This is a genomic window from Myroides odoratus (assembly GCF_965118575.1).
Taxonomy (GTDB): domain Bacteria; phylum Bacteroidota; class Bacteroidia; order Flavobacteriales; family Flavobacteriaceae; genus Flavobacterium; species Flavobacterium odoratum_B.
The window spans coordinates 104,601-126,606 of the sequence record NZ_CBCPHW010000004.1 but is presented as its reverse complement, the minus strand read 5'-3'; the positions used below and the strand labels follow the sequence as shown (position 1 = coordinate 126,606).

20 protein-coding genes are annotated in these 22,006 nt (G+C 35.3%); 9 read left to right on the top strand and 11 right to left on the bottom strand.

All coding sequences use genetic code 11. The features are described 5' to 3' along the window. Positions 1–1,236 precede the first annotated feature (1,236 nt). Positions 1,237–1,977: an AraC family transcriptional regulator gene (locus ACMHJ2_RS04615; RefSeq protein WP_413511789.1), complete on the top strand. Its 741-nt coding sequence runs from the start codon at positions 1,237–1,239 to the stop codon at positions 1,975–1,977. A gap of 112 nt (positions 1,978–2,089) precedes the next feature. After that, positions 2,090–3,214: a helix-turn-helix domain-containing protein gene (locus tag ACMHJ2_RS04610; protein WP_413511788.1), complete on the top strand. Its 1,125-nt coding sequence runs from the start codon at positions 2,090–2,092 to the stop codon at positions 3,212–3,214. Between the two features lie 146 nt (positions 3,215–3,360). Here ACMHJ2_RS04610 and ACMHJ2_RS04605 read toward each other — a convergent pair whose 3' ends face one another. Then, positions 3,361–4,239, bottom strand: a complete 879-nt coding sequence (locus ACMHJ2_RS04605) for a PepSY-like domain-containing protein (protein ID WP_413511787.1) — start codon at positions 4,237–4,239, stop codon at positions 3,361–3,363. A gap of 14 nt (positions 4,240–4,253) precedes the next feature. Beyond that, entirely contained in the window at positions 4,254–4,703 is a 450-nt protein-coding gene (locus tag ACMHJ2_RS04600) for a PepSY-like domain-containing protein (RefSeq protein WP_413511786.1), read from the bottom strand. A gap of 302 nt (positions 4,704–5,005) precedes the next feature. On the opposite strand from ACMHJ2_RS04600, the gene ACMHJ2_RS04595 reads away from it, so the two are divergent. Then, entirely contained in the window at positions 5,006–5,440 is a 435-nt protein-coding gene (locus ACMHJ2_RS04595; protein ID WP_413511785.1) for a hypothetical protein, read from the top strand. Between the two features lie 105 nt (positions 5,441–5,545). Here the strand turns inward: ACMHJ2_RS04595 and ACMHJ2_RS04590 are convergent, their stop codons facing one another. The 3 genes from ACMHJ2_RS04590 to ACMHJ2_RS04580 all read right to left on the bottom strand — a co-directional run bounded on the left by ACMHJ2_RS04590 (position 5,546) and on the right by ACMHJ2_RS04580 (position 8,021). Then, positions 5,546–6,826, bottom strand: a complete 1,281-nt coding sequence (locus tag ACMHJ2_RS04590; protein ID WP_413511784.1) for a sensor histidine kinase — start codon at positions 6,824–6,826, stop codon at positions 5,546–5,548. Between the two features lies 1 nt (position 6,827). After that, the gene (locus ACMHJ2_RS04585; protein ID WP_413511783.1) at positions 6,828–7,505 is read right to left on the bottom strand and encodes a response regulator transcription factor; all 678 of its coding nucleotides are present in this window, start codon (positions 7,503–7,505) and stop codon (positions 6,828–6,830) included. Between the two features lie 387 nt (positions 7,506–7,892). After that, positions 7,893–8,021: a hypothetical protein gene (locus tag ACMHJ2_RS04580; protein ID WP_413511782.1), complete on the bottom strand. Its 129-nt coding sequence runs from the start codon at positions 8,019–8,021 to the stop codon at positions 7,893–7,895. Between the two features lie 78 nt (positions 8,022–8,099). Here ACMHJ2_RS04580 and ACMHJ2_RS04575 point away from each other — a divergent pair, with 78 nt between their 5' ends. Beyond that, entirely contained in the window at positions 8,100–8,648 is a 549-nt protein-coding gene (locus tag ACMHJ2_RS04575; RefSeq protein WP_413511781.1) for a dihydrofolate reductase family protein, read from the top strand. A gap of 188 nt (positions 8,649–8,836) precedes the next feature. Here ACMHJ2_RS04575 and ACMHJ2_RS04570 read toward each other — a convergent pair whose 3' ends face one another. The 5 genes from ACMHJ2_RS04570 to ACMHJ2_RS04550 all read right to left on the bottom strand — a co-directional run bounded on the left by ACMHJ2_RS04570 (position 8,837) and on the right by ACMHJ2_RS04550 (position 14,116). Next, the gene (locus tag ACMHJ2_RS04570) at positions 8,837–10,057 is read right to left on the bottom strand and encodes an MFS transporter (RefSeq protein ID WP_413511780.1); all 1,221 of its coding nucleotides are present in this window, start codon (positions 10,055–10,057) and stop codon (positions 8,837–8,839) included. 64 nt (positions 10,058–10,121) lie between these two features. Then, positions 10,122–10,676 (bottom strand): Crp/Fnr family transcriptional regulator, encoded by a 555-nt coding sequence (locus tag ACMHJ2_RS04565; protein WP_413511779.1) that lies wholly within the window; start codon positions 10,674–10,676, stop codon positions 10,122–10,124. Positions 10,677–10,995: 319 nt separating this feature from the next. Continuing rightward, positions 10,996–12,393 (bottom strand): MFS transporter, encoded by a 1,398-nt coding sequence (locus ACMHJ2_RS04560; protein ID WP_413511778.1) that lies wholly within the window; start codon positions 12,391–12,393, stop codon positions 10,996–10,998. Between the two features lie 258 nt (positions 12,394–12,651). Continuing rightward, positions 12,652–13,467, bottom strand: a complete 816-nt coding sequence (locus tag ACMHJ2_RS04555; RefSeq protein ID WP_413511777.1) for a helix-turn-helix domain-containing protein — start codon at positions 13,465–13,467, stop codon at positions 12,652–12,654. Between the two features lie 88 nt (positions 13,468–13,555). Further along, a complete protein-coding gene (locus tag ACMHJ2_RS04550) occupies positions 13,556–14,116 on the bottom strand; it encodes a GNAT family N-acetyltransferase (protein WP_413511776.1) in 561 nt (186 codons plus the stop codon). A 200-nt stretch (positions 14,117–14,316) separates the two neighbouring features. Between ACMHJ2_RS04550 and ACMHJ2_RS04545 the strand changes: the two genes are divergently transcribed. The 4 genes from ACMHJ2_RS04545 (at position 14,317) to ACMHJ2_RS04530 (ending at position 20,781) form a co-directional block, all read left to right on the top strand. After that, positions 14,317–15,204 (top strand): helix-turn-helix domain-containing protein, encoded by an 888-nt coding sequence (locus ACMHJ2_RS04545; protein ID WP_413511775.1) that lies wholly within the window; start codon positions 14,317–14,319, stop codon positions 15,202–15,204. 121 nt (positions 15,205–15,325) lie between these two features. Next, complete coding sequence (locus tag ACMHJ2_RS04540; protein ID WP_413511774.1) at positions 15,326–16,360, top strand: efflux RND transporter periplasmic adaptor subunit; 1,035 nt, start codon at positions 15,326–15,328, stop codon at positions 16,358–16,360. 12 nt (positions 16,361–16,372) lie between these two features. Further along, positions 16,373–19,450, top strand: a complete 3,078-nt coding sequence (locus tag ACMHJ2_RS04535; RefSeq protein ID WP_413511773.1) for an efflux RND transporter permease subunit — start codon at positions 16,373–16,375, stop codon at positions 19,448–19,450. 38 nt (positions 19,451–19,488) lie between these two features. Continuing rightward, positions 19,489–20,781 carry a TolC family protein gene (locus tag ACMHJ2_RS04530; RefSeq protein ID WP_413511772.1) on the top strand — a complete coding sequence of 431 codons (1,293 nt, stop codon included), beginning with the start codon at positions 19,489–19,491 and terminating at the stop codon, positions 20,779–20,781. An 89-nt stretch (positions 20,782–20,870) separates the two neighbouring features. On the opposite strand, the gene ACMHJ2_RS04525 is transcribed toward ACMHJ2_RS04530, so the two are convergent. Beyond that, positions 20,871–21,344 (bottom strand): N-acetyltransferase family protein, encoded by a 474-nt coding sequence (locus tag ACMHJ2_RS04525; RefSeq protein ID WP_413511771.1) that lies wholly within the window; start codon positions 21,342–21,344, stop codon positions 20,871–20,873. Between the two features lie 121 nt (positions 21,345–21,465). Between ACMHJ2_RS04525 and ACMHJ2_RS04520 the strand changes: the two genes are divergently transcribed. Beyond that, entirely contained in the window at positions 21,466–22,005 is a 540-nt protein-coding gene (locus ACMHJ2_RS04520; protein WP_413511770.1) for a GNAT family N-acetyltransferase, read from the top strand. Position 22,006: the final 1 nt, after the last annotated feature.

The window sequence follows — 22,006 nt, the reverse complement described above, 5'->3', positions numbered from 1 at the left end:
GGGATCTGATACTTAGGAGTAATGAAATAATTAGTAGCAAGTGCAACCTACTTTACTGTTTCTAGTTTTGTCGGCGATTTGCTTTTGTTGCTGAAGATTATAGCCTGATAACCGTAGATTCTTAGTTTGCCTGTAAAAGTTTAAGAGTAGGATAGGATGAGGGAAAGGTCTTTTAGTTTTTGAAAGTAATTTAGGGCAATAACAAGGAGGCTTTTTTTACTTCTGTAACGTAAGAGAATTCATTTGTTTTCTGATGCGGGTTTATTCTTGCTTGAATATTAAATTCAGTGCAAGGAAAAAGAAGATTACTTTTTGTGAACGTATTTTTCGGTTTGATTAAGATCGATTTTAGGTTTCAAATTCTAAATAGCTACTTGTTTTATCCTTTTGGTTTTGTTCCTTATCTTTTAGTAGTGGGGTCTTTCCTGTGAATTGTATGTAAATATTGAAGAATTATAGCTCGGTGTATCTCAGTGTTTTAACCTATTTTTAAAGTGTTTTTTTTTTGAGATTAATGGAAATTAGCAAAATAGTTTTAGTAGCTAACTTTTTAACAAGTAGTCTATATTTTCTTTTTTCAGAAAACTAATTTTTTATATTTTTATTGGGTACGTGTGAAAAGATGGAATAAATAGTTTTTTTCATACTAATGTATTTTAACTTCTTTTTTAGAGTTGTTTTTTTTAGATATTTTCTTTTTTTGGTAAAAAACATATTAAAAATTCAATAAATGTTAATATGTAGTTAAAGACTGTTTCATTAAATTCTTTTGAGCAAGTTATCGGAGTTTTGATACATTAATTAACATTTTGAAAGGTAAATTTGTTTAAATGAATTTTGTGAAAAATGCATTAAAAATACCATAAAATTGATAATTAAGTTTTTTAAGGCCAATGTAAATTTTCTTTCTTTTTGTTATTTATAGAGTCCATAAACTTAGTTAGAAAGGAATAATCAGTAGAAATTTTCTTTATCCTTTATTGTATTTTGTAATAGGATTAGATTCGAGGAGTAAATGTTTGCAAGATGCAAAAAAGGGGTTGATTTTAAAAAGCTTAGAGAATGAAATTGTATTCTTGGAATGTAGGTATTCAAATACAGCGATACTACTATTTGTTTTTTATCGGTTTTGTTTTTCTGTTAGTAGTTAATTGCTATCATGCTTTAATCGTATTTAGAACAAGTAGTATAATCAATTTTTTCGCCATAATTTTTAGTCTAAACTTATTCTATTTCATGGAAAAAGCGGGAGAGGTCACTTTGAAAAAGCACGTTTTTCATTTGTTTAGTTTATCGGTGTTCATCCTTGTTCTCTGCTTTTGTCCGATGCCACTTTGGATTGTTGTCTCTATTAATAATTTTTTTGCTATTCTTTATTTTGGTTTTTTTTACTTGTTTTGGATAAAAAGTGGAAAAGAATACAAGCTTTTTCGGTCTTATATCTTTACAATTCATCTGCTTTTTGTTACTTATCTTTTAACACTTAATTTACAAATTTATTTTGGGAACCATAATTTGAAGGATTTTGTACTATTGCTTTACTATATGCAAGTAGGGGTGCAAGGACTATTACTTATTCTTACTTTATTGAGCTGTTTCCTTTATATCAAAGGAATAAAGGTTAGCGATTTTGAGACTTTTTTTTCTTTTGATAACTATTTAGGTAGAAATATAATGAAATCAGATTTAGAGGTATTTAATCAAAAACAGGAGGGGAAACGTTTTTTACTAAAGTATAAAAATCAAACAATCATAGAGCAAATATTAGATTTTTTCGAAACAGAAAAAGTGTATTTAAAGAGTGAATTTTCTTTAGAAATATTGAGCAAGTATGTTCCAAATAGCAATGAGCAGGTTATTAGTTTAGTGATTAATAAGTATATGAATACAACTTTTTATAAGCTTGTAGCCTATTACCGGATTATGTATGCTTTAGATTTATTAATAGAAAAATCAAGTTGGACACTTGCTGCATAGCAGAGAGTTGCGGTTTTAAATCTGTTAATACATTTAATAAATACTTTAGGTTTTTTATTGGATTAAGCCCAGTTGAGTATCGTATGTTTATTGATAGAAAAAGGCTTTAATTATGTATTGGATATTGCTTGTTTTTGTAGGTTATGGTGTAGTATATAGAATAACTAGAAAGAAGTCTTCGGGGCAAAAAAAAGTGCTTTATTTGAGTAGTTTCCTTGTTTTTCTAACGAGTATCCTTTATTTGTTTGAATGGTTATATGACAAGACAATTTGTTTTAGCTTGGGCGCTTTATTGTTTTTGTTTGGTGGACTTGGCCTAACTCACTTAATACAAGTAAAAGGTAAAAATCAAAACTTTCATTCTTATCCAATCGCTATTTTTACCTTGTTTTATTTAAATTTTATTGTAATTAACAAGGATGCAGTAAGTGTAATTATCTTAAATAATATATTGTTCCTTAGTGTAAGTATACTGTCTTTTTTGTATGCTACCTATGGCTATTGGTGTTTGATAAAAAACGCTATGCATAAAACCTTAAGACCATTTGTTTCTTTTTATATTGTTGTACTTTATTGTATTTCAATCTCTTTTTTAATTGTGCGATTTTCTAGTGTATCTCTTATAGAACATTTAAATTTCATGTTTTTATTACTTAGCTTTGGTTTGTTAATTGGTGCATTTTTCTATGAAATGAGCCTGTTGATCTATTTTAGATATCGGGCTCCAACAAAGATGATTGCTGCTAACCTAGAACAAAATGCGAATCGATTGTTTCAGGAGATTTTACTTGATATTTCTTTGCCACAAAGTGAGAGAGTTAGAAGATTGAGTCGTGAATTTAAAACTATACCTTTTCCTGCGAATCCCTCCGATGCGTTCACCGTTTTTGAGATTGATATGAAGAAGAAGATAACTGAAATAAGCCAGAGTATTACAGAGCAATTGATTGAAACGCGCTTGTTTTTAAATCCTACTTTAAATTTAGAGCAATTAGGAGAAATCTTGCAATTTTCGAAGACGGATCTGATTGCTTTTTTTAAAGCATCACATGCTGCAACCTATAAACAATATATCAATCGATTGAAGGTCGAATATGCGGTCTTGTTGATAAGAGAAAGGGAAGAGAATTATACGGTTGAAGAACTAAGTTTACTTTGTGGATTTAATACGCGTTTGTCCTTTTACAGAGCTTTTGTTAATGTTTTTGGTTTTGCTCCCTCCGAAATTTTGAGTTAACCTTTAACGAAGTTCCCAAAGCTAGCAAGAATAGTGCTGGAGATTTTGCCGGAATACAGGTAGCAGGTTGTGCAAAAATAAAAATAGGAGCCACCTGCTAGCAGATAGCTCCTAAACTTGAAAAACTTGTTTTTGATGCGAATAGGTTAATTATCAAGTTGTAAGAAATTCCCTTCTCGATCAAAAATGAGCGCTACTTCTTGTTGACCTCTTTTTAATTCCACTTCAAACACGCTACTTTTTTTCTCTATACTAACCAATTGATAGCCTTTGTAGTTGGTTTCTATATAAGCGATTAACGGTGTGGGTAAGAGTACAGAAGGAATAATTTGGTTTTGTTTGGTTTCGATTTCTTCCCACTCGCCTAAATGATTGAATTCAATTTTAAATCCATCAGCTAAGTATATTTTATACGTTGTCCCTCCTTTATCTACTTCTTGTTTAATGAATACTATTTCAGAAGTGGCAAAATAAGACGTTAAGAAGGATTGAACTGCTGTAGGTAATTGATCATACCCAATTAACTGCTCTTCTTGATCTACATCAATATCAATACCTACAAACTCTTGACGGGCATTGAAAATTAACTCTTGCTGGTTATTTAATTTGACTTCATATCCTTTGCGATTCTTGTCTATTTCTATGATATATTTTCCTTTAAAGTTTTCTAATACATATGCTTGTATTACTGGGACCTCTTGAGCTAAGAAATTGGCTGGTAATTCAGTATAATCACTAGTTTCAATTTCGGTCCAGTTTCCCTCCTGGTCAAAATCAATTGCTACGTTATTGTTTAATTTAATTTTATAAATGGAACCGTAATAATTAGATTTTGTTAGTTTATTGGCTTGTAACAACGTTGTATTTGGAAAAGTACCCTGTATAAATTGTTGTGTATTTTTAGGTAATTGATTTAGGGATACTTGCTCTAATCCAGTTGACTTAGAATCATCATCATTGCTACATGCAGTTATACCTAACGTTATACTGAGGCATAGGGCTAATGCCATTATTTTCTTTTTCATAGGGATTGTTTTTTTTAGTTGTCAATTCTTTTAAATACACCTGAAGTAGAAAATTCAAGTTCTAATCCATTATTTAATTTAACTTCATAAATTCTACTTTCCTTATCAATTTTTGTAATTGTTGCTCCTTTGTAATTGGTTGATATATAGCTTACAATAGGCTCTAAAATAAACGTTGTCGGTAGTGCATTTCTATTGCCATCTATTTCATCCCAATCTCCAGATTTGTCAAATTCAACTTCTATGTTATCTGTAAACGTTACTTTATAAGATAAAGATAAGAAATCACTGTCTTTTTCAACGGTTAGTATTTGTTTGTTTTTAAAATGATTATCTAAAAAGACAATCGCTTTTTGTGGTAATTCACTTTTGGTAATTAGCACATCTTTTGCATTCACAGATCCACTTGTTAATAAAGCGAATACACTAAAAATTCCTACTAATAGGGCTCTAAATTTTCTCATAGCTTTAATGTTTACTTGTTTATATAGTACAAATGTAAAAGGAGAATCTGGAAAGAATTGGGAATTTGATGAAGGGTGAAAGGTGAAGGAAGTGTGAAGGTGAAGGGGCATCATTCATCACCTACAAAGCAATGCTAATTATTTATTAAGGTTATTCATTAGATAGCAGCTAAGTTAATTATTTGTTGTATCTTGTAATGTATTAAAAAAGAGGTCTATAGTATAAAAAAGAAGAGGATTTGTAGTTCTTGTTTTTGATATTTATAGAGGAATAGCAGAAGAGTAAAAAAAATAAAAAGAAGATGAAAAAAATAATGTTTTTAACCTTGCTTTCGTTTATTTGTGTGGCTTGTAATAAGACTAAAACAACTGATGGAAGTATTGAGGAACAGCAGAACCAAAAGGAACAGACCAAAGCTATAGGAGGGGAAAAAGATGATCACGGTTGTATAAGTGCAACAGGTGAAACATGGAGTGAGTTAAGACAAACTTGTTTGAGGGTATTTGAAGAAGGACTAAGATTAGATCCGATTAACACTGAAGGTGAGGCTATAATTAGTGCATTTGTGGTGTTTAATAAGGATCAATCCAAGGTAGAAGTGTTCTTACCTCAAGAGGAGGTTACTTCTATTATATTGGATAAAAAAGCAGTAGATAGTTATGAGAACGATATTTATAAGTTTGATGCTAAAGAGGTAGTTCTATACATCAATGGAGAAAAACAGTATGCAAAATAAGTTTATTTTTAACTATTTGTTATCAATTTTATGTAATGTTATTTTAAACACCCGCTAGGAAGATTACCTTCCTAGCGGGTGTTTTTTTGGTTTACGGTGGACGGTTTATAGTTTACGGTATACAGTGAAACAGTGTAAGCCATTGAATTCATATCGAATAGATAGGGCATCCGTAACTTTAATAATGGTATGTACGAGAGACAACCCGAGTCCAGTTGATTCCTCATTGGTGGTACTTCTAAAAAAGCGATTGTAAATCATTTTTTCGTTCAGGGCAGCGTTTACAATACTTGTATTGCTAATAGAAAAAGAGTTGGCTTGTAAATCAATTACAATTTTTCCCTGAGGAATATTGTGTACAAGTGCATTTTTTAATAAGTTTTGTACCAGTGTGATTGCGAGACCTTTATCCATCATCACAACAAAAGGATCATCGGTACCCATTAGGGTAATTTCTAGTTTTTTAAAGGCAAATAAATCCTCAAAATCTTCGACTATATCTTTGGTGATTTGATTTAAGTTGACCTCTTGGTATTGACTAAATTGTTTATTTTCAATTTTTGCCAACATTAAAAGTGATTTATTTAACTTGATCAATCGCGTCAAACTGTGGTGTATGGATTGAATTTGATTGATCTGATTTTCATTTAATTCTTCCGCTTCTACTAATAATTCTAGTTTATTATTGATAATAGCCAAAGGAGTTTGAGACTCATGTGCAGCATTAGATACGAACGTTTTTTGCTGTTCAACCATATCTTCAATACGGCCAATCATTTTGTTTATTTCAGTCTGAAGATCTGTAAATTCTTTAATGGGGGTTTGGGTATCAGGAGTTACTATATCTCGACCTAATGTATAGGTCTTTAAATTGTTTAATAAACGGTAGAAAGGATTCCAAACCGCACGGCGCAAGATGATGTGATTAATTAAGTATATGCTCAAAAGGAGAGCGAGATACAAAATGAAAACAGCGAGACCAAAATCCCCAAGTAGGTCATCGGCTTCAATTGTAGAGGTGCGTATTTCCAGTAAATAGTTTGCTCCATCTTGATCTACAAAGGTTGTTGTAAGCATTCGAACCGGTTCATCATTATCATCTACATCCATGTAAATCATTTTGGTTGTAAATACATTTTTCTTGGAATAGTCTCCAGGTTCTAATGGCGTAATGCGAAAACCACTTGTTCCAAAAGATAAGAAACTCTCCACCTTGGGATTCGTATAGGCTTTTTTTACAATTTCTGTTTTACTGTTTTTTAAACCATCGTCAATATTATCATAAACTTCTTCAGTAATAAAGGCATAAAAAAGGCCTACCCATGCGGTTAGAACCACAATAATTCCCACGGACAGATAGCCCAACATATAATTGTGAAGTCTCATCTTATTCTTGTACAAGTTTGTATCCCATGCCGTAAACGGATTGTATATTGACCTCGGCCTGGTGTGTTTTTAATTTTTTTCGCAGGTTTTTTACTTGAGAATAAACGAAGTCATAACTATCTGCTTCATCCATATTGTCTCCCCAAATTTGTTCTACTAGGGACGATTTGGTCACTAAGCGATTGGCATTAACAACAAAATAATAAAGTAGTTCAAATTCTTTGTTATTCAATGCTAGAGGCGTTCCATCAACGATTACTGTACGTTCATCTATAAATATCTCCACATTATTCCATTTAATACTCTGAAAACCATGCTGATTTTTTCGTCTGAGTACAGATTTTATTCTAGCTAAAAGCTCAGATAAATGAAAGGGCTTGGTCAAATAATCATCCGCGCCAAGTTCTAATCCCAATACTTTATCGTCAATAGAATCTTTGGCTGAAATAATAATAACAGAGTCTTCCTTGCCAATCTGTTTAATTTCTCGCAATAAATCAATGCCATTACCATCGGGTAGCATGATATCCAATAAGATACAATCATAGTCATAACCGATTAGCTTTTCAAGGCCCTTTTTAAAGTTTGCTGCAACTTCTACGATATAGCGCTCTTTTTCTAGCGACTCTTTCATGATAGCCTGCAGTTCTTTTTCATCTTCAATGACTAAAATCTTCATTTTATTTTTATTTAACCGAATTGTGCCTCTTTACAAGTTAAGAAAGAAATAGGAATCCCCCTTTCTTCATGTAAATTTAGCTAAAATAAAGGAAAAGAAGAAATGGGAGATAAAGGAAAAGAAGAAGCGGTGCTTTGTGAGGGTTTGCCTTTAATCTGTCCCGCTTGTAATTAAAAAAAATAAATTCTTTTGTAAATAGTTCATCTCCCTATAAAAATCTGTTTATTTTTACCGTTGAGGATTTTGTATCCTGCTAAAATTAAAAAATAGGATAGCGTTTGAAGAATTAAAAGAAAGAGCAAGTGCTTATGCAAAGGAAATTGAACTCAATCGTTTTATAACCTTTGGCTCTGTAGCAGCTGCTCTTTGAACAGCTAAAGGGAATGTTTAGTTCGGTGTTAGTTTAGGTACTGCCTGTTCCATGGAATTCTGTGCCGAACCTGCTGCCGTTGCAGAGAATTGCTCACCCTGCGGACACCAGCTAATTACAATACACAAGTGATGGGTTATTCTCATACCGTTTTAACACTTAAGGATTTGTGTCCTTATGATTGGAAGCCTACACTGCAAAATACTAAATAATAATACATAATAATGAGACAAGTTATACTATATATTGCGATGAGCTTGGATGGCTATATTGCTACACCAGATGGGAGTGTTTCTTTTTTAGATGACTTTCACGATGAGACAGTAGGCGATTATGGTTATCAAGATTTTATTTCGACTATTGATACCTGTTTGATGGGGAGTAATACCTATAAAGCGATCCTTGGATTTGGTATTCCGTGGCCGTATGAGGATCAAGAAACGTATGTGATTACTTCAAATCCGCAGTTGACTATAGAAAGTCCCAAAACGAAAGTTCTAACAGATAATAGCATTGAGACGATTAAGCAGCTAAAGGAAGAAGCTAGTGGAAGTGATATTTGGTTAGTAGGAGGAGGTCAACTCGTGCATACTGTCTTAAATGAGGATTTATTAGATCAAATGATTGTGTCAATTACACCAAAACTATTAGGAGAGGGAATTCGATTATTTCCTGAGACAAGTTTACCTTCTGCTTGGGAGCTTGTTGATCAAAAAACGTTTAAAACAGGAATAATTGTTTTGACTTATACGAAAAGAAAAGAGAAAAAATAGCTTGAACAACTAGGTGATGTTGTATTTTTTTAAAGGTCGAATTAAATTAGTATTGCGATACTATCTAATCCTTCAAGTGGCACAAGATTTTCAAATCGAGTAGCGGTTTGTATTTCGGTATGATACGAGCTTTACATGGAAAAATAAAAGAGAAAAGCCCTTGCAAACTGTGCAAGGGCTTTTCTCTTTTATTTTTCAAGTTGTCGTACCTGTTTTATGCTCAATACGAGTATTGCACAGCAGCAGAGGGCAATTCCAGCAACGACATATACATTTTGTACCCCTAATTGATCGGCTAATTCTGCTGTAAATAGCAAGCCAATAATAGCGGGTATTTGGCAGATGCTTCCAATTAATCCAAATATTCGACCGAGGTATTGGGTGTCAAATTGCGTTTGAATAAGCGCGGTGATCGAACCTTCGTATAAAGGGACAGCAATCCCTTGAACCAAGGCTAATGTCGCGTATAAGGCAAATAAATGCGGGGCTAATAAACCACAAATAAGCAGGGCAAGTCCAAGTGTAATATACCCAACACAAGCGAGTGATATTTTTCTAAATCGGTGATTTAAAACTACGAGTAGCCCACCACCGAGTAATAATCCAATGCCAAAAAGAATCTCCACCAAGCTTACCATATATGCGGTTCCCTTATAATAGTTGAGTGTAAGTAAGGGGGTTACTGCTATAACGGGGAAGATAAAGAAACGCGCAATAATTTCTGACAAAAGCAACCAAGTCGTCGGTTTGTTCTTTAAAATTATCGCCCCACCTTCTAGCATATCCTTATAGATTGATTTCGTTGTTTCGCCGTTCTTTTTTGTTTTGGGAATATGTACAAAAAGAAGGGTTGTACAAGCGATAGAAGCGCCTGCCACATCTAATAGCATGATAATACTCATGTTGTAATTTAGCAACAAGAAAGCACCTAAAGCAGGTCCACTAATTAAGGAGACAGATTGAATCACTTCATTTATCCCGGCGATGCGCACCAGCTGATCTTTAGGAGCTAATGCAGGAACGGTTGATTTCATGGCCGGAGAATGAAAGGCTCCGCCAATAGAACGCAAGGCTAAAAGCAAATAAATAGACCAAAGGGCTAGTAGATCCAAATAGAAAAGTAAGGCAATAACAGCAGAACAGAGTGCTACAAAGCTATCTGAGGCAATCATGGTTCGCTTTTTGTTCCAACGATCAACCAATACACCCGCAAAAGGGCCCAATAAAATTTGAGGTAATAGCCCTGCTATTGTCGCGTAAGCCAATACTTTAGCAGATCCTGTTTCTAAACCAATCCACAACACAAATGCAAATTGCGCGATGTAACTAGTTAAGATAGAAAAGGTTTGTCCTATCCAAATTAAAGTAAATTTCTTCTTCCAATCTTGTAATTCATTGACCTGAGTCATGCTTATTTTTTTTGCAAGAATAAACGTTTCCCAAGGGAGAGACGTTACCAAATGGTAATTTCGGTTATTTCTTGCTAATTTTTCTTCGAAGACGACTTAAAGATTGAGGGGTTAAGCCCAAAAAAGAAGCAATGTGTTTTTGCGGAACTAATTGAAAGAGTTCTGGATCTTTTTCCAACATGGAAAGATAACGTTCTTTGGCTAATTGATGAGAAAAATCAACAGAGATACGCGTAATATCAAAATAGAATCGTTCAATTAAAAGGCGAATTAAGTTAGAGATTTCATGGGACGTTAAACAAAGTTCGTCGAGTTCCTTTTTATCGATACAATATGCTTCACTTTCTCCTATTGATTCAATACTATAATTGGGAGTAATTTCACTGTACATGATATCGCCATATCGCTCAAACCAAAGGGTGATTTCATTGCCTTCTATCAACTTATAAGCTCTCCAAATCCCTTTGGTGATGATGTAATAGTTAGATTTAGAATAGGTTTGATCCAAGACAAGTTGTCGATTTTCAAAAGTCACAAGAGTCATTTTTGAAAGCAAAAGCACAAGTGCTGATTCTTCAATCGTGTATTTTTGACAGAATAAAGAAATAAAAGTATGCATGTAAAAATGGATTGATTATGGAATCTAACTTGGTTTTGAGGAACGGTTTCCCTTTCAAGGGATACGCTTCCTTGAACTTGCTTTGCTTGAATGCTTCTTCTCGTACCGCTAAGTTCTAAGTTGTTGTTGATCTATTTAATTCATATTCTGTGTTTTGTTGAGGTATAGCCTGTGTTTTGAAAAAAGAGTAGTAAATATATAGATTTTAGGTTGTTTTATCACGTTGGAACAAGGTAAAGAGAAATAAATTTTGAATAAGCAGGGCTATGAAAAGAGAGGAAGTAAGAGACTAGCTTTTCCTTCCTCTCTTCGAATGGTTTTATTTTTTATATCGCATGCGGATTAGGACAAAAAGGGCTAGTAAAGGAGCTAGTGCAAAACAAGAATATAAGTAAATAGAAGCATTGGTAACACCTTCTAAGGTTGTTGTGTCTGTAATACCTCCTAAGTTGGCAACTAGACCAGCTAAAGCGGCACCAAAAGATGTGGCTATTAGTTGTATGGTAGTTACTGAAGAAGCCGTTAAGTCTTCCTCTCCTTTTGGTGCGAGGGAGAATACTTGGGTTAGCAGATGGGGCCATCCCATTCCAATTCCAGCGCCAATCGCAAAAAGAAAAAGGCAAGTTAACAGCAAATGCACGAGGGAAGAGAGGGAAGTCACCTGATTTATATAGCCCAATCCCACTAAACTAAACAGCATTAGACAGGTGCCTATTGTGCTGATTTTATAGACAGCATCCCTTTTATAACCTGAAAATACCAAAGAGGATAGCGTCCAACCGATAGCGATTAAAACGGTGAGGTAACCAGCTTCTAGCGGAGTGAAATTATGTATCATTTGAGCAAAATAAGGAACGTAAATTTCAATGGATGTTGCAAGGGTAAGCAAAGCCATGATAGCATAAGTAGAACCCAGAGTAGAGGAGATTTTATACGCACCCGTTGGCAACAAGCGAGTTGAACTGTTTTTTTCTGAAGCAACGAGCAACAACAAAAAGAAAAAGGCTATTGCAAGTCCAATAAAATTGGCTACTATTTCTTTTTGTGTACTGCCAATAGATACGGCAAATATTGCGAAGCTGAGTAATACTAACTTTAAATAAGGGATTGGCATTGCGACAGCGCTATTTTTTTGCTTTGGAAGTACCACAGAGGCAACAATAAAAATAAAAAGACAGAAGAAGAGTAAACTACCGAAAGACCATCTCCAATGCCCATAGGTGGCAAATACACCTCCGATAAACGGACCCGAAAAGGCAGCAATTCCCCACATTCCCGAAATTAAAGCCATGGCTCTAGACCATAATTTGGGTGCAAAAACGAGGCGAATCATCGCATAAGATAAGGCAAAGAGCAATCCACCTCCATACCCTTGAATAAATCGACCGAGTAGGAGTAGGTACATCGTTGGTGCGAGCGTGCATAATAAAGTACCCAAAGAAAAAAGCACAATACCAATTTGATAGGCTCTTCTAGGGCCAAATAAAGCCATTTGATGCGTTGAAATAACAGAACCTATAACAGAGGCCACTACGAATAGAGTGGTATTCCAAGCGTAATATTCCAGGCCACCGATTTCTTTGACAATAGAAGGCATTATCGTGGTTGCTAAATAAACATTGGTGGCGTGAAGCATAACACCTAGCGCTAATACAAGGGCTTTTAAGGCATTGGGTTTAGAAAAAAGAGCTTGCCAAGTTGCGTGACTCGTATCCATAAGGAGTGAATTTAAATTAAAGGACAAAGTTCCATCAGAACACAACGTGTAGCAATAGAGAATCTTCGGCAAAAAATTCACTTTTTACGGATGTATAGGCCGTATGAATAAGAGGAGGGTTGAGATAAAACCGTTGAATTGTCAATTCGTAGAACAAAGTTTAGCCTTTGCAAAGGAAGAGGAAATGGAAGGATACAGCTTGAATAGCAAGCAAACCAATGTTCTTATTTATTAGTTTATATTAACCTATTTGTTTACCTATTCAGGGCGTTTTCGAAAATCAAGTGGAGCCATGTGGAGGTGACTTTTAAAGAACCTAGAGAAATAAGAAGCAGAGTCAAATCCCAATATAGCAGCACATTCTTTAATAGAATGTGGTGTGTGTTTTAAGAGGTACTGACTCTCTAATAGTAGGCGATCGTGAATCAGTTGTAACGCTGTATAACCCGTTTCTTCTTTTACTACTTCTGTTAGGTGTTTGGCTGATATACTGAGATGAGAAGCATAAATACCAAGGGATTTCCACGTAGCGAAATGTTCTTCTACCAATTTTTTAAATGCATAGGTTACTTGATAGTTTCGGTTCATATTTTTTTCAAAACCCAACAAGCAATATTCACAGGCTCGATTGTATTCGTATAGGATTTCCAATAGAATGAGCCGAATGACATCCAGGTGATAGGCTTGTTGTGATTCAATCTCTCTGGCTATAGCGATAAAGCGATCTTCGACGAATTGAAAGCGGCCGAAGAGCTCATAAAAAGGGGGATAGTTGCTATTTAATAACAAGAGTTCCTCTATAATTTCTTCCTTAAAAAACAGTTTTTGAAGGAAGTTTTTGTGAAAGTAAATTTGCTTTACGGCTAAGTCAATGGAAGAATGATCCGTTGAAAATAACGTATTAGGCGGGATAATAGCGATGGTTTCTGCTTGCAATTCAAAATGGTGAAACCCCACTTTAATAGCCGCTGATCCGCTAAGACAAACTAAAACGGTATAGTACGGGTTTTTAATAGGAATAGTTTTCTTGAAGTTTTCTATGCCTTCATCGTATTGGATGTCCCTTTGTGTCATGGAATTTGTTGTATTTATACCGTTTTATGAGTCATAGGATCAATATACTTTAATATACATGAGATGTATAGATTTGCTATTGCATCAATCAAGGTGCAACAGCATATTCCGTTTTCAATAAGGAATAAACGACTGAATCTTCCAATTCATCATTTGTAAAATAGTGTTTTCTCAAATGTCCTTCTCGTTGGAAATTAAATTTCTCCACTAAGTTTAAGGAAGCTTGATTTTCAGGACCAATAAAAGCTTCTATTCTTTCGAGTCCCATTTCATTAAACCCATACGCCATAACGCTAGCAATAACTTCAGACATGACCCCTTTACCCTTGTATTGGTCACAGTATAGTCCATAGCCTATTTCAGCTCTGTTATGCTCTAGATACCAGACGTGAAAACCACAAAATCCAATGGTTTTCGCAGTCTTTGGATCTACAATGAGAAAGACAAGATAGGATTTATTATGTGTTCGAAAGCCAAATTCTCCTTTTTTTCTTTCGTTTGCCATTTGATCTTCCGAAAGCCCTATTAAGTTCATTATCTCTTGATTACTTGCTACTTTTAAAAAAGCTTGGTAGTTTTCAGCAGTTAACTGAAGTAAAGTATAATTTTTCGTGTTGTGTGTTTCAAAGGTAGGTAATGAATCCATCATGGGCGTATTTCAGTTGTAACAAATGTAGAAGATAGAATTTAGAATTTCCCTATTAGTCTATTTTTTTTACGGCCAATTTGATTTGTCCTACTTCTATTTCCTCTTTTTGGAAGTGCGCTTAGTAATTTTCGCTATAATTCAAGTGGTAGATTTATATATTCAATTAAAGTGTTTACTTTTGATTGATTAAGTCTACCTTTATGTTGGATACACACCTCAGAGAATTAGGAATTAGTGTTTTACAAGCAAATCAAGATAATACATATGTCATCGATGAGATTTTGAATTATTTAGATTCGAGTATGGATACCTATTCAGTGTGTATTTTGCAAAAAGGAAGGATTTCTATTCTGTATGATGATGAAACGCATGATTTTGAAGAAAATTCTGTATTCATTGTCAATTCTTTCATCCCTTTGGCAGTTTATCCCCGCTATTCAAAAAACTTTGAGCTAACGATGCTAACTTTTGCATCAAATATGCCTATTCCCTTAGATTTTAGCAATGAATTTACTCCGTTAATCACCTATTATTTTGCGAGGAAGTTTTACCCTATAAAGAATTTGCCTGAAGAAGAACTTGCCCGCATCAAAGAGGTAATCCAATTGATGGAAAATTATTTAAAACTCGATAGCAGTTATGCCTATCGTTCGGAGAGTGTACAAGCGCTATTTAAAGTATTCTTTTATGAATTGGTTCGCATGGTTTCTAGATATGCACAGCTGATTGATGAGAAACCCACGGTGAAGAAAAAGTTGTTTATTGACTTCTTTATGCTCGTTAAAAAACACTTTAAAGATAACCGAGACTTGTCGTTTTACAGTGAACAACTCTTTGTTACCCCTAAGTATTTGTCGGAAGTAGTAAAAGGATACTATGGTACTTCTGCCAAAAAGTTAATTGAAGATCTTGTCATTCACGAAGCTAAATTCTTATTAGCTGATCGAACAGTTCCCATTTATGAAGTTTCAAGTGAGCTAAACTTTAATGACCAATCTATGTTTGGTAAATATTTTAAAAATGCTACGGGTTTATCTCCAAAAGCATATAGAGATGAACTTCAAAAAAGGATAATTCAACCAATATAAAGCTGTTATTTCTGTTGTATCTTATTTAAAACAGAAATTTATACCAAATTACAAGCATTTTTCCCCTTCTATAGACTTGATGTTTCCATGACCTTTGCTAAGGAATCAATAATCAAGTACTATGCAAAAGAATGTATTAAGAGGCACGGTTTTATCTGCCTTACTACTAACGTTGGTTAGTTGTGCAAAAAAAGAATCTAATTTTAGAGAACCCTCATCTGTCATTCAAGTAAAAAGTCAGGTAATCCAAAAAGTGAGGGTTGTCAATTCTAAATCCTACGCTGCAACTTTAGAGCCGCAACAAATAGCCACAATTGGATTTTCTGTTCCTGGTAGGGTAACAGGCGTCTATGTAAAAGAAGGGCAGTACGTACTAGCGGGTCAGCAATTGGCAAAGCTAGATAATCAAGAATTTGCTAATGCATATCAGATTGCTGCTGCGAGTTATGCACAAGTAGAGGATTTGTACCATCGATTGCATACCCTTTATGAAAAGGGGAGCTTACCAGAAAGAGATTATTTGGATATAAAAACCAAATTAGCCCAGGCAAATGCAAGTAAAAATATCAGTGCGAAACAACTTCAAGATACCCATTTGAAAGCTTCTTTTCACGGTGTTATTACAATGAAATCGTTGGAAAAGGGGATGGTCATTGCTCCAGGCCAGCCTTTACTTACCGTGGCTAATTTAGATGAGGTATTGGCTAATATAAACGTTCCAGAAAGTGAAATTAATCAGTTTAAAAAGGGCCAATTAGCTAGTCTTTATATTTCTTCTTTACAAAAAGAATACCAAGGGAGTATTGATTTAGTCAATCCACAAGCAGACCCAATAACCAGAGCTTATAGGGTCAAAGCTCGCATCAAAAATACTGACCACGAGATATTGGGGGGAATGCTAGGTGATGTATGGTTAAAAGAAGAGCAAAGAGAGGAAATTATCATTCCTGCAAGTGCGATCCACAAAGGAGAGAATGGCGTAACCCATGTGTATGTACTCGATGGGAGTTCCGCTGGTGTAGTAAAGAAAAGAGTAAAAGTATCAAATGTACGTGGGGCTACCGATTTAGTGATTGAAAGTGGCTTAGAAGTAGGCGATCGCCTTGTGATTACTTCTAGTGCTAAGTTATATGAAGGAGCTGTAGTAGCACAATAAAAGTAGATAATTATGTCAAAAAAGAAAAAGATAAATTTAATAGAAGCTGCGATGAAATATCGTCAAGTGACGTTAGCATTTGCAACTATACTTTTAGGATTGGGAATTTATGCAGTTAAGACCATGCCTAGAGCTGAAAATCCTACTATTGAGATGCCCATCGCTATGATTGTTTCCTTTTATCCAGGAGCGGATGTGTATCAAACGGAACAACAAATTACCAAAAAAATTGAAAAATACCTATTCACTTTTGAGGAAATTGACAAGAAGAAGACCACATCAGAAACGAAAGCAGGCCAGACTTTTATAACGGTGCGTTTGCGTACAGAAGTAAAAGATAGGAAGCGCTTTTGGGCAACACTACAACATGGAATGAACACGGAAGTTATGCCAACTTTACCCAAAGGAAGTATCGGCCCAATCGTCAATAGTAGTTTTGGTGATGTAACGGCTTTAATTTTATCGTTATCCTCTCCAACTAGAGACTATAGTGAATTAGAAGGTTATTTGGATCAGGTAGAGGATGAATTGAAAACCATTCCAACGGTTGCAAAAATTAATCGTTCAGGATTGCAACAAGCCCAGATTAGTGTTGAAATTAACAACCAAAAGCTTCTTGATTATGGCATTACATCCTCACATATTGTATCAGTACTCCAAGCTCAGAACTTAACGATGTATTCTGGAGAAGTTAATATGCCTAATACTACGATTCCTATTTTTGCAAATAGTGAATTAACAAATCAACAAGACCTAGAGAACTTGATTGTGTATACGAATCCTTCAGGTGAGGTTGTCCGATTAAATGAGGTTGCTAAAATACAGCGAACTTATACAGATAAAACCTCTTTTATTCGAATGGGTGAGGATAAAGTTTTGATGTTGGCGATTGAAATGCAAAGTGGAAATAACCTCGTAGAGTTTGGAAATTTGATTCAAAAAAAGTTAGCTGAAATAGGTAAAACACTACCTCAAGATGTAAAAATAGATACGATTGTCAGCCAACCGGATGCGGTTGATTTGAGTGTATCTCATTTTATGAAGGAATTTGTGATGGCCATTGGCGCTTGTGTACTTGTGGTTGTCTTATTACTTCCCTTTCGAGTAGCAGCTGTAGCCTCTGTTGCAGCCCCGATTTCTTTTATCATTACGTTTGGTGTGATGAATCTATTTGGCATTGAATTGCATCAAGTATCGTTGGCAGCCTTGGTAATTGTTCTGGGCATGGTGATTGATAATGCCATTGTTATAGTAGATAATTATGTAGAAAAGCTCGATGAAGGCATTAAACCGTGGACAGCTGCTTGGCAATCCGCTCAACAGTTGACCCTTCCTGTTTTATCTGCTACAACAGCAATTATCTGTGCTTTTGCTCCCATACCGTTTTTTATGGATGGAATAGCCAGAGACTTTTTAATGGCTTTGCCTATGACGATAGCCTTAGCGCTAATTTCCTCGCTTTTTGTATCGTTTTTTATTACCCCTTTGACTTGTTATGTCTTTATTAAGAAAGGATTACATTCCGCTCAAGAACAAAAGAATAAAAAGAAAAAGAGGAATCTTTTGGATTACCTACAACATTATTTTAATAAGGGAATTGCCCTCGCTTTTAGGTATCCTAAATATACCTATATTCTTGCTATTGGTTCGGTTATCTTAGCTTTAGGTATTGCTACTCAAGTAGAACAGGAGTTTTATCCCCTTAGTGAGACCAAGCAGTTTAATGTAGAGTTGTGGTTGCCGACAGGAACCTCTTTAGAAGAAACAGATCGCGTAGCAAAAGAAGTAGAAGCCCTCTTTAGAAAAGATAAAAGAGTTGTGGAAATAGCCAGTTTTATAGGAATGAGTTCACCGCGATTTAATGTGACCTATTCTCCAGAAATACCCCGAGAAAATTACGCCCAAATTTTTATTACTACACATGATGCAAAAGAGGCCAATCAAGTGGTAGAAGATTATTTGCCTCAATTTGACACGTATTTGGAACAAGGCTATGTCCGTTTGAGACAATTGAGTTTGCAAGAGGGAGCACCTATTTCTATTCGGGTAATTGGGGATGACATTGAAGATCAAAAACGAGTGGCCGATCAGATCGAACAAATATTGAAGCGCCATAAAGGAACCAATTGGGTGCGCAACAGCTATCAAGAGGATCTGTTTTCTATTGGCATTACCCCTATAGAAGATAAAGCAGAGCGATATGGCGTTCTAAACTCTTCTCTGGTACAAACATTGGGAACCGGTACAAAAGGCGCGCCTATCACCCGATTTTATGAAGGGGATAAAGCCGTAGATGTACAGTTGCGATTTGTACAAGAAAATAGAAGCGATTTAGCTGATATAGCGCAAATATATGTGCCATCCATCTTTGGTAGTTCAGTGCCTTTAAGTGAAGTAGCTCAAATAGAACCACAATGGACACCGGGTGTAATTACACACCGCAATGGGCTGCGTACCTTAGAAGTGAATAGTGAAACCCAAAAAGGGATGAAGGCTGCTTCTATTATGGCAGAGGTCAAAGGAGAAATCGATCAAATCAAACGACCTAAGGGGATAAGAATTCAGTATGGTGGAGATAGGGAAACCTCGCAAGAAAATGGCCCTGCCATGATGAAAGCTTTAGGCGTGAGTCTTGTTTTGATTTTCTTAATCTTAATGTTAGAATTTAAAACAATTGGTAAATCGCTATTTGTTTTAGCCACTTTTCCTTTGAGTTTATTAGGTGCCTTTTTCGGTCTATGGGTAACTGGAAATCCCATGAGTATGACCGCTTTTATGGGGATTATTAGTCTAATAGGCATTGTGGTGCGCAATGGGATTATTATCGTGGATTATGCCGATGAACTAGTACACAATCACGGATACAGTCGTCGTGGAGCTGCTTTAGCTGCTGCAAAGCGAAGAATGAGACCTATCTTCTTAACCTCAGCTGCTGCCGCTGTAGCTGTATTACCCATGATTATTGGTAAATCACCCATGTGGGCGCCTTTAGGTAGTGTATTGGCTTTCGGATTAATTGTATCTATGGTACTCACTTTGTTTGTTGTACCGGTATTGTATTACAGATTTACGAAGTATGTACCTCGATAGGAACGTGAAATGAATTTGATTTTTAAAAATGAAAAAGTATGAAAATAAATAGTAGATATAGCTTAGGTCTGGGCTTTCTGTTTACCCTAACTTCTTTTGCTCAAAATTCTATAGTACTTGAATTGGCAACATGTAAGCAGTTAGCCCTAGATCATAATAAGAGAATAACAAAAGTAAAACGACAGTTGGAAGCTTCAGATCAAGAGGTAAAAGCTGCTAAATTAGGAGCATATCCGATGTTCGATGCCTCCCTATCAGGAGCTTATTTAGGCGATCCTTTGGGAGGTGCTATGAAGGGATTAATTCCTGTAAAAATGGTTAATGCAAGCGTATCTGCAAGTGTCCCTTTGTATGCAGGAGGCAAGATAAGAAATGGAGTAAAAGCCAGTCAATCTCAACAAAATATTGCACAACAAACCGTTACAATGACAGAAAGAGAAGTGCTTTTTGAAACAGAAAAAACCTATTATGAAGTTGTGAAATTACAGGAAAAAGAAAAGTTGGCACAGGAATACATCCTCTTGTTAGAAGCTCTGGAGAAAGATGTGAAAAATAGTTATGAAGTTGGGTTAATCTATAAGAATGATTTACTAAAAGTACAGGTCGAATTGACTCATGCGAGATTTGGATTAAAAAAAGTGCAAGATGGGAAGGCTATGACGGTACTGGCTTTAAAACAGCTAATAGGAATGGAGGAAGCTCAAACCCTAGAAGTAAATCAAAAATTACAAGGATTTGATGGCATGAGCGTTATTTCATCCCAACAAAGAGAAGCGTCTATTTTGGAGCGTCCAGAAGTACAGATTTTAGAGGAAGTGACTCATTTAGAGGACATACAAGCTAAAATGTTGAAATCAGATTACTATCCAACGGTTGGCCTTCGTATGATTGGCCTATCGGGTTTCGGTGAAGGAATTAATTTTGCGAATGGCAAAGATAATTTGACTTCTTATGTGGGCCTTGTAAGTATAGAAATTCCCTTGTTTGACTGGGGTAAAAGAGGAGCAAAGGCAAAAGAACAACGGTTAAAAGCCTTAGCTGCTCAAGAAGAGCTAGAACAAACAAAAGAACTCCTGGATCTTGAAATTAGAAACGCTGAAATAATCGTGAATCAAGCCTCACAAGATGTTCAATCTTCGGAATTAGCTTTAGATCAAAGTGCCGAAAACAGGCGAATTGTGCAAGATCGATTTGAAGCAGGGACGATTGTAAGTAAAGATGTCTTAGAAGCTAATGCCCTTTGGCAAGAAGCCTATAGTAAAGTCATAGAGGCCAAAATAGTGTATTTGGTTAATCGAGCTAATTTGAATCGAGTATTAGGTAATTTATAATTGTTTTTTATAGTATTTTGATTTTTAAGCAAAAGGCATGGCTAGGGTATAGTTGTGCCTTTTGTTGTATTTGAATGCAATTTTTGGATTTATTCTTTGCCATCTAAACGCATACGCATAGAGAAACTAAAGGTACTTAAACCTTCTCGAAGGTAAAGTTCAATCGCTCGTTTGTTCTGTGCTAAAACATTCAATTCGAAATAATCGACCTGCTTTTCCATGCCCCATTCTTTTACGCATTGAATTAATGCTTTTCCATATCCTTTATCGCGGGCTATAGGATGAACTACTAAATCCATAAGATAAACACAGCGTTGTTGTACAAAGGCATGATACGGCGGACTGTTTTGCAATTGGGCAATGGCAAATCCTTGTATGCTTCCGTTGTCTTCTACCACAAAAACAACAAAGTCATTTTCCTCTCGAATGGCACTTTGAACAAAAGCTTCTTCTTGTCTAGCTTCTTTCATATAGTTGGGCTCTAAAGCTGCTATATTTTGAAAGAGAATTTCATACAAATTTTGTAAGGCTGGGAAGTCGTTGATCTGGGCTTTTCTAAGCATACTAAGAAATAATAGGATAATGCTCAAAGTTAAAGGAATTGCTTTTATATTTGACACTTAGCCTATTCTATTCTACCTAAAATAGAAACGAATACTACTTTTACATCAAAAAACACAAAAAATGAAGGTATTTATAGAAACAAAACGCTTGATTATTAGAGAATTATTGCCCACGGATCTTGAGGGAATGTTTGACTTGGATTCTGATGCTGAGGTTCACCTATACCTAGGAAATCATCCGGTGCAAACCAAAGAACAAAGCGTCGAGGTGATTAATTTCATCAGACAACAGTATGTAGATAATGGGATTGGACGCTGGGCCATTATTGATAAGGAAACCCAAGATTTTATTGGCTGGACCGGGTTTAAATTTGAAACAGAAGTAACGAATAACCATCAAAACTATTATGATTTAGGGTATCGCTTGCGAAAAAAATATTGGGGCAAAGGCATTGCAACAGAAAGTGCAATTGCTTGCTTGGATTACTGGTTTGATCAACTGGGTTTTAAGGATGTTTTTGCTACGGCTGATTGTGCTAACGAAGGCTCAAATAAGATTTTGACCAAGTTGGGATTTACACGTAAAGAAACCTTTGATTTAGAGGGGACTCCTCACAATTGGTATCACATGGATAAAAAGGATTTCGAGAACAAAAAGTAGC